13 protein-coding genes and 1 pseudogene are annotated in these 10,644 nt (G+C 64.1%); 9 read left to right on the top strand and 5 right to left on the bottom strand.

Annotated elements, in window-relative coordinates; all coding sequences use genetic code 11:
• Positions 1-8 precede the first annotated feature (8 nt).
• Genes APS40_RS18215 through APS40_RS18205 form a run of 3 tightly spaced genes read left to right on the top strand, consistent with a single transcriptional unit; the run spans position 9 to position 884 of the window.
• Positions 9-311, top strand: coding sequence for a DUF3175 domain-containing protein (locus APS40_RS18215; RefSeq protein ID WP_055048408.1), 303 nt, complete (start codon positions 9-11; stop codon positions 309-311).
• A gap of 55 nt (positions 312-366) precedes the next feature.
• Entirely contained in the window at positions 367-588 is a 222-nt protein-coding gene (locus APS40_RS18210; RefSeq protein WP_055048407.1) for a type II toxin-antitoxin system CcdA family antitoxin, read from the top strand.
• A complete protein-coding gene (locus APS40_RS18205) occupies positions 588-884 on the top strand; it encodes a CcdB family protein (protein WP_055048406.1) in 297 nt (98 codons plus the stop codon). The genes APS40_RS18210 and APS40_RS18205 overlap by 1 nt, the downstream gene beginning before the upstream one ends.
• On the opposite strand, the gene APS40_RS18200 is transcribed toward APS40_RS18205, so the two are convergent.
• The 4 genes from APS40_RS18200 to APS40_RS18185 all read right to left on the bottom strand — a co-directional run bounded on the left by APS40_RS18200 (position 881) and on the right by APS40_RS18185 (position 3,769).
• The gene (locus tag APS40_RS18200; RefSeq protein WP_055048405.1) at positions 881-1,798 is read right to left on the bottom strand and encodes a DMT family transporter; all 918 of its coding nucleotides are present in this window, start codon (positions 1,796-1,798) and stop codon (positions 881-883) included. The two genes, APS40_RS18205 and APS40_RS18200, sit on opposite strands and share 4 nt — an antisense overlap.
• A gap of 2 nt (positions 1,799-1,800) precedes the next feature.
• Positions 1,801-2,712, bottom strand: coding sequence for a DMT family transporter (locus APS40_RS18195; RefSeq protein ID WP_055048404.1), 912 nt, complete (start codon positions 2,710-2,712; stop codon positions 1,801-1,803).
• A gap of 103 nt (positions 2,713-2,815) precedes the next feature.
• On the bottom strand, positions 2,816-3,337 hold the full coding sequence (locus APS40_RS18190; protein WP_055048403.1) for a DUF6580 family putative transport protein: 522 nt from the start codon (positions 3,335-3,337) through the stop codon (positions 2,816-2,818).
• 51 nt (positions 3,338-3,388) lie between these two features.
• The gene (locus tag APS40_RS18185; RefSeq protein WP_055048402.1) at positions 3,389-3,769 is read right to left on the bottom strand and encodes a winged helix-turn-helix transcriptional regulator; all 381 of its coding nucleotides are present in this window, start codon (positions 3,767-3,769) and stop codon (positions 3,389-3,391) included.
• A 106-nt stretch (positions 3,770-3,875) separates the two neighbouring features.
• Between APS40_RS18185 and APS40_RS18180 the strand changes: the two genes are divergently transcribed.
• The gene (locus APS40_RS18180) at positions 3,876-4,865 is read left to right on the top strand and encodes a quinone oxidoreductase family protein (protein WP_055048401.1); all 990 of its coding nucleotides are present in this window, start codon (positions 3,876-3,878) and stop codon (positions 4,863-4,865) included.
• A 152-nt stretch (positions 4,866-5,017) separates the two neighbouring features.
• Here the strand turns inward: APS40_RS18180 and APS40_RS18175 are convergent, their stop codons facing one another.
• Positions 5,018-7,510, bottom strand: a complete 2,493-nt coding sequence (locus APS40_RS18175) for a beta-mannosidase (RefSeq protein WP_055048400.1) — start codon at positions 7,508-7,510, stop codon at positions 5,018-5,020.
• A 158-nt stretch (positions 7,511-7,668) separates the two neighbouring features.
• Between APS40_RS18175 and APS40_RS25530 the strand changes: the two genes are divergently transcribed.
• From APS40_RS25530 to APS40_RS18150, 5 genes and pseudogenes are all read left to right on the top strand, one after another.
• On the top strand, positions 7,669-8,415 hold the full coding sequence (locus APS40_RS25530) for an ArsR/SmtB family transcription factor (RefSeq protein ID WP_055049721.1): 747 nt from the start codon (positions 7,669-7,671) through the stop codon (positions 8,413-8,415).
• Positions 8,416-8,449: 34 nt separating this feature from the next.
• Positions 8,450-8,758 carry a YciI family protein gene (locus APS40_RS18165; protein ID WP_055048399.1) on the top strand — a complete coding sequence of 103 codons (309 nt, stop codon included), beginning with the start codon at positions 8,450-8,452 and terminating at the stop codon, positions 8,756-8,758.
• A gap of 183 nt (positions 8,759-8,941) precedes the next feature.
• Positions 8,942-9,382: pseudogene (locus APS40_RS18160) on the top strand (DUF4260 domain-containing protein).
• The gene (locus APS40_RS18155) at positions 9,366-9,923 is read left to right on the top strand and encodes a TetR/AcrR family transcriptional regulator (protein ID WP_156342985.1); all 558 of its coding nucleotides are present in this window, start codon (positions 9,366-9,368) and stop codon (positions 9,921-9,923) included. Before APS40_RS18160 ends, APS40_RS18155 begins: the two are co-directional and overlap by 17 nt.
• A gap of 77 nt (positions 9,924-10,000) precedes the next feature.
• The gene (locus APS40_RS18150; RefSeq protein ID WP_055048397.1) at positions 10,001-10,606 is read left to right on the top strand and encodes a dihydrofolate reductase family protein; all 606 of its coding nucleotides are present in this window, start codon (positions 10,001-10,003) and stop codon (positions 10,604-10,606) included.
• Positions 10,607-10,644 lie beyond the last annotated feature (38 nt).

Raw genomic sequence — 10,644 nt, 5'->3', positions numbered from 1 at the left:
AGGCGGCAATGGCTACCCAGCATCACCAGCACCACAAGGGCGAGAAATGGTCCGCGGAAGTGACCGAACACTCGGATGCGATGGACCTCGAGGATGGGGTGTTCGAGCAGGACGACCCGCACGCCATCGCGCTGTCGCTCAAGCGCTCGGCCGAACGCAGCAAGCGGCGCAAATCCGAGCCCTACCAATCGGCCATGTCGATGCTCACCTTCTACATCAACCGGGCCGGCAAGAACCTCAGCGAGAAACACCGGCAGGTGCTCGAAGACGCCAAGGACGAGTTGCGCAAGGTGTTCGGGCGCGAGGATTGACGATAACCATCGGCATGCGCATGTTTATGCGCATGTCCACCTGCAGGAGCCGTCAATGTCGCGACGAGCCGCCAACCTCTCGATCGATAGCGCGTTGCTTGATGAGGCGAAGGAGCTGCACATCAACATCTCGCAGGCCGCCGAACTGGGTATCCGTCGGGTACTGGCCGCAGAAAAGGCCAAACGATGGACCGAGGAGAATGCGGAGGTGGTGCGCAGCACCAACGAGTACATCGCCCGCAATGGGCTTCCCATGCGCAAGTATCGCTCGTTCTGATGGCACAGTTCGACGTGTATAGACTTGCAGACGGCGAACTCGTGGTCGATGTCCAAACTGATCTGCTGAGCGGCTTCGATAGCCGTGTTGTGGTTCCGCTCATGCCACCGAGTATTGCCCCCGTCCGGCACAAGCTGCTGAATCCGCAGGTCCAGATCGAAGGGGTAACTTACATCATGGTCACGCAGTTCGTCATTGCCGTCGATACGCCCGAACTGAACAGCAAGGTCGACAACCTCGACCGCCACTATGACGAGATTAAGTCGGCCTACGACATGCTCTTCAACGGCTTCTAGTCCTGCACCGCCACGTCGGTGAGAAGGCTTTTCGCCAACTGGCGCTCGCGCAGCCAGATGTAGAGGCCGGAGGCCATGACGATCGGCGCACCGACATAGATCCAGATGTCCGGCGGCTGGTTGAAGACCAGCCAACTGGCACCAGTCATGAAGAAAATCTGCAGGTAGCCGAACGGCGCCAGTACCGAGGCCGGAGCGTAACGGTGGGCGGTGGTGATGAACAGGTGCCCGATCAGCGCGGCGAAGCCGATGACGGCGAAGCAAAACCAGATCAGCGGATCGGTTGGCCAGACCCAGCCACCCAGCGAGAAGGGCAGCACACAGACCGTCGCCACGCCCGCCGCATAGAACTGTTGCGTCGAGGTGCTGTCGACGCCGGCGAGGCCGCGGGTCGAGAGGTTGTAGAGGGCGGCGCAGACCGCAGTGCCAAGAGACAGCAGCACCGCGGGATGGAATGCCTCGGTGCCGGGCCGTACGATGATCATCACGCCCAAGAAGCCGACGCCGATCGCCAGCCACCGGCGCCAGCCCACTGTTTCGCCCAAGAGTGGGATCGACAGGGCGCACAGGAGCAGCGGCATGGTGAAGGAAATCGCCGAGGTGATGGTCAGCGGCAGGTAGACCACGGCAATGAAGTTGAAGATGGTCGAGCCGAGCAGGAACAGCCCGCGCCCGACCTCGAGCTTCAGGTTGCGCGTCGCCACCAGCGCCCTGCCCTCGCGCGGCAGGAAGAAAGCCAGCACCAGGATGAACTGGCCGGCATAGCGGACGAACACCACCTCCATCGGCGGCAGCCCGGCCTGCACCATGAGTTTGGCGCAACTGTCGATCACCGTGTAGCAGAACAGCGCCGCCACCATCAGGCCGATGGCGAAGGGGCGGCGATCCTCGACGGGCTTTACCGGGCTGGCCATGCTCAATCCTCCACCGGCTCGACGGTGGTCGGCCGGTTGAGCTGGCGCTCGCGCAGCCAGATATAGATGCCCGAACCGATGATGATCGGAGCGCCGAGGAAGAACCAGGCATCGGGGGGTTCGGAAAAGATCAGCCAGCTGGCGAGCGCCAGCAGCAGCAGTTCGGTGTAGCTGAACGGCGCCAGCGTCGAGGGCGGCGCAAAGCGGTGCGCGATGGTGTTGAGCTGGTGCGCGATCATTCCGGTGACGCCGATGGCGATGAAGGCGAACCACCCTGCCCCGTCGCTCGGCCAGACCCAGCCGTTGAAGGCGAACGGGGTGATGCAGGTGAGCGCGATCAGGCCGGAGTAGACCTGCTGCGTCGCGGCGGAATCGACGCCGGCGAGCTTGCGGGTGATGATGCCGTAGAACGCAGCGCAGAGCGCGCCAGCAAGGCAGATCAGGGAGGCCGGGTGGAAGGCCGCGGTGCCCGGCCGGACGATGATCAGGATGCCGATGAAGCCGACGCCCACCGCCGCCCAACGCCGCCAGCCGATCTTTTCGCCGAGCAGCGGACCGGAGAGCGCGGTAACCATCAGCGGCATGGTGAACATCAGCGCGCCGGTGACCGTCAGCGGCAGGAACTGCATGGCGCCGAAATTGGCCGCCGTCACTCCGAGCAGGCAAAGGCCGCGCATCAGTTGCAGCTTCCAGTTCCGGCTGACGAACAGGCTGCGCTGGAACGGCAGGAACAGGGCGATCGCCAGCGCCACGTGGATGGCGTAGCGGATGAAGACGATCTGCGTCAGCGGCAGCCCGATGAAACCGAGATACTTGGCCGAGGTGTCGAGCGTGGCGAAGAACAGCTGGCTGAACAGCAGCAGGCCGATGCCGAAATTGCGGCGCTCCTCGACGGGGGCGATGGTGGAAGTCATTGACGGGTCCGAAGCGCCGCCGAGGGATGCGGCAGCACCCGCACCAAAAGGCGCAGCCGACCAGCCTGTCAATGGCGAGGCGGCTGCAATTGGTTCAGTTGGACTAAAGTCTGGCGGCTGCGGCGCCGGGGTCACGTTCGACGAAACGGCGGGCGAGGACGAACAACGCAAACAGGATCGCGGTGGAGCCGAGATCGCCGACAAGGCTCAAACCCCAGAACGGGATTGCTGCGACGTAGCAGGCCACCAAGCCATCGAGCCCGAAGCCATAGTAGCCGCCGAGATAGACGCCGAAGTTCGAGATGAGGAAAAAGGCCAGGCTGGTGAGGAAGGCCGCGCTGCCGAGCCGGAGCACCGAGAGCTGCCGCAGCAGGCCGCGCCCGATCAGCGCGCCGGCCAGCATGCCGGCATAGGTGAACAGGGCCGAGCCATGCCAGCCGAGCGCGAGGTCGGCGAGCGCCATCACTGCAACCGGAATCAGCGCCGCCAGCCATGGAGTGCGGATGGCGTAGGCACCGAGGAGGCTCACGCCGACCACCGCCGTGACATTGGGCGGGTGGGGGATCAGCCGGCTCAAGACGCCGATGACGATCAGTCCCAGGGCAAGTCGTTCGCTGTTGGTCACGCGCAATCTCCTAGCGTGATTGTCGAGCCGGAGCGCAGCAAGGTCAACCGTTCAGGCGGCCGTCGCCGCACGGTTTTCGGCCGCAAAGCCGTCGCAATAGACCATGCGGGCGTGGTCTCCGGTGGCCTTGGCGTGGCGGATGCCCCAGTTCTGCAGATTGTCCATCAGCGGGGCCAGCGACAGGCCGAGCTCGGTGGCGCTGTACTCGACATGCGGCGGCGCCGCGGCGAAGACCTTCCGGGTGATCAGGCCGTGCTCCTCCATCTCGCGCAACTGCTGCACCAGCACCTTTTGGGAGATGCCGGGAATGCCGCGTTGCAGTTGCGACAGACGCTGCGGCCCGGCCAGCACATGGAACAGGATGTAGAGCTTCCAGCGGCCGCCGATGATCTGCAGGGTGCGTTCGAGCGGCCAGGTCGAGAGACGGTTCATCGCGGGTTCTCCAAGCGCACCCGACGGTGCGTATGACACCAGAAAGTCTGTAGCGGGCAAGGTTCGATATCGGAACAAGGAACGCCTTCAACAAGGAGGCTTTCCCATGAAGGTTGTGTCGTTTTCGGCGTTCGGCGGTCCTGAAGAGCTGCGTTTGACGGAGGCGCCAACACCGGCCGCCGCGCCGGGCCAGGTGCTGATCAAGGTGGCGGCGATCGGGCTCAATCTGGGCGACGCGATCATCCGCGCCGGCCGCTCCGGGCTGGAGTTGCCGATGCCGTTCATTCCCGGCGGCGAGGTGGCGGGGACCGTGGCGGCAGTCGGCGCAGGCGCTGGCGGGCTGGCAGTTGGTGACCGGGTGCTGGGTGCGATCTTCGCTGAGCCGCGGCTCGATGGCGGCTATGCCGAGTTCGTGGCGATTTCCGCCGACGTGACGTTCAAGCTGCCGGACGAGGTGTCGTTCGATGCGGCGGTTGGGCTAGCCGTGCAGGGGCTGACGGCGGAACAGCTCCTGTCGCGCAACCCGGTCGCAGGCAAGTCGGTGCTGGTACATTCGGCCGCCGGCGGGGTCGGGCAATTGCTGGTGCGGCTGGCCCGGCTTGCCGGCGCCCGCGCGATCGTCGGCACAGTGGGCAGTGCGGCGAAACGCAACGCGGCGATGGCGGCCGGTGCGGATCAGGTGGTGGTGTCGACGACACCGGCCTGGGCTGCCGAGGCACCCGGTCCCTATGACGTGATCTTCGATGCGGCGGGTGGCGAGATCACCGCGGCGAGCCTGCCCCTGCTGGCGCCGGAAGGGCGCTATGTGGTCTATGGCGGCGCGAGCGGGATCTACCCGAGCTTCAGCCCCACACAGATGGCCGGTGTCACCGCCGCAGCGCAGACCATCGCCGGCTTCTCGCTCTGGTCGCTGCTCGGCGATCCCACGCGGCGTGGGCCAGCGCTAAGGGCGTCGTATCAGCGATTGTTCGGAGCGGTAGTAGACGGCTCGCTTAGTGTCGATATCCGCCACAGGTTTGCTTTGGCTGATGCGGCAGAGGCGCACCGGTTGATCGAAAGTCGGGGATCGGTGGGGAAGATTGTGCTGGTGCCGTAGGGACAACCGCCGGCAGACGGCCCCCTCCCATCCTCCCCCATGAAGGGGGAGGTGCCCCGCCGGTTCATTTGGCGCGATCGAAGACAGAGCCTCGACCTTCACCTCCCCCTTTATGGGGGAGACTGGGAGGGGGCCGTCTCTATCAATATGGGCTAGTACGTCTGCCGCAGGTGCCCGACCTTCAGCCCCTTGGCCAAAACGTCCCTGGTCACCTTCGCGCCCTTGCGCGGTGTGAAGCTCAGCTTCACCTCACGCCCAGGCAGCAGCGTCACGGCGTTGTCGGAGAAGTAGCCCGGCACATCCACCGTCGCCGTCACGAACACCGCCGGCTTGTCGGCGCTGAGCGTCAACACCGGCGCCTTGTCGCCGCCCGACCAGCTCGCTTTCACCTTCGCTTCGCCCAACTCGTAGGCCTTGTACGCCTTGGGGAAGTAGTCGTTCTCCCCCAGGAGCTTGCCGTCCTCGGCGGTCCAGGAGAAGAACAGGAACTCGTTGGGGCCGAGGTCCGCAAGCTTCAGTTTGGTCGCGACCACCGCCTTGTCGGGGTTGGTCTTGACCCTGGCGGTGGCGATTATGCGCGCCTTGCCGTTGGCATCCACGGCCTGGACTTCCAGTGCGATTTCAACCTTTTCGGCGGTGTCGTTGATGGCCTTGAGCAGGATGGTGTCGCCGTCCGGCACGGCCACAACGTTGATGGGGTTGTAGAAGCGCTTGGCCATGTAGTGCAGCAGCTTCCATTGCCCGCCATAGTCGAGGCTCGACCAGCTGGCGACCGGATAGACGTCGTTGATCTGCCAGTAGAGCGTACCCATGCAGCGCGGCTTGGTGGAGCGCCAGTACTCGATGGCGGTCTTGATGGCGAGGCCCTGCTGGATCTGGCTCAGGAACACCATGTTCTCGAAGCCCGAGGGGAAGCGGAAATAGCGCGTCATGGTTTCGAGGATGCGCGAGTTGCCGCCGGTATTGCGCTGGTGCGCCTCCATCACCGGCGAGGTCGGGTTGCGGTCGGCCGGGGTGGTGAAACTCTCGATGACGTTCATCGAGGTGAAGCTCTGGAAGCCGAACTCCGAGGCGAAGCGCGGGTTCACGTCGCGATAGGCGGAGAAATCCTTGGCCGAGTGCCAGACGCTCCAGTAGTGGGTGTCGCCGCGCGTATCCATCAGCCAGCCATCGGAATAATCCATGTAGCCGAGCGACGGCGAGGACGGCCAGAAGCGGCGGGTCGGATCCTCGTCCTCGACGATGTAGCCGAGCATCGAGTTGAGCCGGTCGTAATTGGCCACATAGCGCTCCGGCGCCGCCTTGGTCTCGGGATACCAGTGGAGCGAGCCGATCACCTCGTTGTCGCCGCACCAGAGCGCAATCGAAGCGTGGTGGCTGAGACGGCGGACCTGCTGGGTGATCTCGGTTCGCACGTCGGCGAGGAAGGCGCGATCGGACGGGTAGCTCATGCACGCGAACATGAAGTCGTGCCAGATCAGGATGCCCAGCTCGTCGCACATCTCGTAGAAATAATCCGGCTCGTACTGCCCGCCGCCCCAGATGCGGAGCATGTTCATGTTCACGGCCTTGGCGCTTTCCAGCAGGTCGCGAACCGTGTCTGGGGTGATGCGCGACGGGATGGCGTCGGCGGGGATCCAGTTGGCGCCGAACATCGAGATGTCGCGGCCGTTGATCCGCACCTTGAAGCTGTGGTCGATCTCGTCCTTCTCGACCAGCCACTCGAGCTTGCGCAACCCGAGCCTGCGCTTGGTCACCTCGCCGTCGAGCGTGGTCCAGAGTTCGTAGAGCGGCTGCTCGCCTTGCCCGTTAGGCCACCAGAGCTTTGGGTTCCTGATGGTGAGGTTGTGGGTGAAGACATTCTCGCCCGGCCGCACCACCACCTTGTCGGCGAGCTTCTGCCCGTCGATCTCGTGCATCAGTTCGACCGAGCCTTCAGCGAAGGCGAAAACCCGAGTCGTTATCGAGAGTTCGACCGATTTCCTGCCGTGCGCCTGCTCGACGGTGACGCTCTCCTGCCGCGCCAGCTTCGAGCGCCGGATCACCATGCGGCCATATACGCCCGTCGGCATCAGGCAGATGCCCCAGTCCCAGCCGGCGTGGCATGCGGCCTTGCGCACGAAGTTCATATGTACGCCCTCGAGGCCGTTCGAGAGGTAGTTGTAAGTGAACGGGATCGGGAACGGATGTGCGTCGGCGCGGGCCTTGGCGACGTCGCGGGTCACCGCAAACTCGATGCGGAGCGTGTTCACCCCGATCTTCACCTTGCCGGTGACGTCGATGTCGTAGCGGATAAACTGGTTCTGCGTCTCGGCGATCGCCTCGCCGTTGAGGATCACCGTGGCGACAGTGTCGACGTTTTCGAGCGTCAGCGTCAGGTAGCCGTCGATATCGACGGACGCCGCTTCGAACTTCCGCTCCACCGTCCAGGGGGTCTTGTTGACCCACATGACGTCGACTTCGTTCTGGCCGAAATACGGATCAGGTATCTCGTTGGCGTCAAGCAATGCGGTGTGCACGTCGCCCGGCAGGGTGATCGGCGCCTTGAGCTTCAGTTTGGGCGAGGTCAGCTGGAACTGCCCCGCGAGATCGAGTTCGCTGTAGCCAGTCGTAGCGGGCACCACCGCCGTCTTGCTCTTCGCCATGTGGTGAGTTCCTCCGATCGACGCCCGCCCCGCAATCGATTGCATGCCGGCAGGCGACTGATGTAGCCGCAGCCATTCCAACTGCCAATCCCTTCTCCGCTAGGCCTGCAACCAGCCACGCTTGACACGTGACCATTTGGTCACCTATTGTTGTGACCGTGGATGCCGTCTTCAAAGCCCTGGCCGATCCGACCCGAAGGCAGCTGCTCGACAGCCTGCGCGACAGGGCCGGACAGACCCTGACCGAGCTCGAACAGGGGCTTGGCATGACGCGGTTCGGGGTGATGAAGCACCTCAGAGTGCTCGAAGAGGCGAAGCTGGTGACGAGCCGCAAGGAGGGGCGGTTCAAGTACCACTACCTCAATGCCTCCCCGATCCAGGAAGTCGCGGATCGGTGGATCGCGCCCTACCAGAAGCCGTTCGCGCGCTTCGCCCTCGACTTGAAGAACCAGTTGGAGAGTTCAGTACCGATGGCCGACAAACCGAATTTCGTGCTCGAGACCTATATCCGCACAACGCCCGAGGCGCTGTGGGAGGCGCTCACCCGGCCCGAGCTCACGGCGCTCTACTATTACGGCACGCGCATCGACAGCGAGCTAAAGCAAGGCGGCCCCTTCCGCTACCTCACCAGCGACGGGCAAGTGATGCTCGACGGCGAGGTGATCGAGATCGAGCCGCTGAAGAAGATCGTCTCGAGCTTCATTCCGAGCTGGGCCGAGAACTCGCAACCGACCCTCGTTACCTTCGCGATCGAGCCGCTGGGCGAGATCGTCAAGTTCACCATCACCCACCATGACTACGAGAAGGCCAACGCCGGCATCGATACCGGCTGGCCGGTGGTCGTCGCCGGGCTGAAGACGCTGCTCGAGACAGGCAAGCCGCTGAACCTGCCGACCAGCATGTGACAAGCAAGCAGCGGCAAAACAGGGAAACAGAGAAATGGCAAAATACATCCTGGGCTTTCACGGATCGCCCGCGTCCTCCCCCGCCGACCTCGAGGACTCGATGGAAAAGTGGATGGCCTGGTACAAGGGCATGGGCAGCGCCGTTGCCGACATCGGCAACCCCGCGGGCCCGAGCAAAACCATCGGCGCCGATGGGCGGGTCAGCAGCACCAACGGCAACGCCCTGACCGGCTACTCCATCCTCGAAGCGAAAAACCTCGACGATGCGATCTCGATGGCGCGCGGCTGCCCGATCTACGACGCCGGCGGCTCGGTGGAAGTCGCAGAGCTGATGCCGATGTAAGGCGATGGGCGGCGTCCTGCGACGCCGCCCTCCCCCTCGATGCCCAAGCTCCCGGCCTTTGCGGGGATGCCGCAGGTGAGAGTGGTCACGCTTACCGGTTCTGCTCCGAGCACGGGCGAGCACTGCAGAGCCGAACGCACCGTCGCTTGACTCTCATAGCTAATATAAATAGCGATAATAGCTATGAATGTTAGCCATGAGATTTGCCATGCCCCACCCCCCGGGTTTCCTCCCAGGTCCGTCGTGACTATTCTTCGCGTCGAAGGCCTGGTCGCCCTCATCGCCGCAGTCACCGCCTATTGGTTCCTCGGCGGCAACTGGTGGTTGTTCGCCGTGCTGCTGCTGGGGCCCGACCTCAGTTTCCTCGGGCTCTATGCCGGTGAGACAGCGGGCGCGAGGATCTACAACCTCGCCCACACCTACGCGGTGCCTGCGGTGCTCGGCGCCATCGGATGGTTCGGTGGCGTGTTCTAGCTCACCGAGGTGGCGCTGATCTGGGGGGCGCATATCGGTATGGACCGTGCGGTCGGCTACGGTCTCAAATATCCCGGATTTGCCCACCACACGCATCTGGGCCTCATCGGCCCGGCGAGGAAGGCTGCCCGCAGTGCCGACGCCCGCTAAGACCTCAGCATCCCAGCTCGCAAGCATTGCCCGGACGCTGGTCGAAAGCTCCGGCCCCGAAGCCTTGACCATGGGGGCCGTGGCCGCAAACGCCGGAATCAAGCCGCCCTCGCTCTACAAGCACTTCGCCGACCGCGCGGCGATCCTCAAGCTAGTGGAAATCGAGATTCTCCACGAACTCGAGGCCTGCCTCCGCCGTGAAATGCGGGGAGCAACGCCCAAGGCACGGCTCGTTGCCCTGGCCACCGCCTATCGCCGTTTCGGCCGTAGCGCACCCAACCGCTACAAGGCGATTTATAGCGGCAACGCCTTCAACGATCCCGATATCCGCGCTGCCTGCCTGTTCTCGGCGCAGCCGCTGTTCGAGGAGTTGAAGGCCGCCGGCATCGCCGAGGCGCGCATCCTGCCGCTGTCGCGCACCCTGGTGGCGTTTCTGCATGGATTCGTGCTGATGGAGATCGGCAACGCCTTCAACCTCGGCGGCAGTGTCGATGAAGCGTTCGAATCGAGCCTCGAGACGATCCTGGCGGAGATCATGTAGCAGCCTTGTCGATCCACGTGGCGTTCACTCGTCGTGAAGGTGACGGCGGCTGTGCCGCCCAACCGAGGAGAGAAACGATGGGTGCGAGCGTACTTTACATGTCGATGTCGGCCGATGGCTTCATCACCGGACCGAACGTCCGGCCGGACAACGGGCTCGGCGATCAAGGCCAGCACCTGCACGACTGGGTATTCGGCGACGCCGAAGGCGGCGATTTCGATGCCGCGATCGCTCAACTGACTGGCGTCAACCGGCAGATCTGGGACGAGACCATGGAGACCGGCGCCGTGCTTGCGGGACGCCACACCTTCGAGCCGGCCGGCGGCTGGAACGGCGATCACCATGACGGGGTGGAGATCTTCATCGTCAGCCGGCACGAGGCGCCCGAGTGGGTGCGCAAGTGGAAGAACGTCCACTATGTCGACGATCTCGGCGTGGCGATGCGCGAGGCCAAGGCCGCGGCCGGCACGCGAAACGTCATGATGCATGGCGGCGGCACGCTGGTGCCGATGGCGCTCAAGGCTGGGTTACTCGACGAGCTGATGCTGCACCAGGTGCCGTTCCTGCTCGGCGAAGGCACCCAGCTGTTCGAGACGCTGGGGTTCGGCTTGCGCAAACTCGAGCGGCTGCGGGTGCTCGAGGGCGAGGGGGTTACCCACTTGCACTACCGGGTGAAGAAGTAGGAGCCGGGACCTCCCCTTCAACTGTGGCCAACCCCTCA

The organism is Devosia sp. A16, from assembly GCF_001402915.1.
Classification (GTDB): domain Bacteria; phylum Pseudomonadota; class Alphaproteobacteria; order Rhizobiales; family Devosiaceae; genus Devosia_A.
This window is presented reverse-complemented; position numbering and strand designations above follow the sequence as displayed.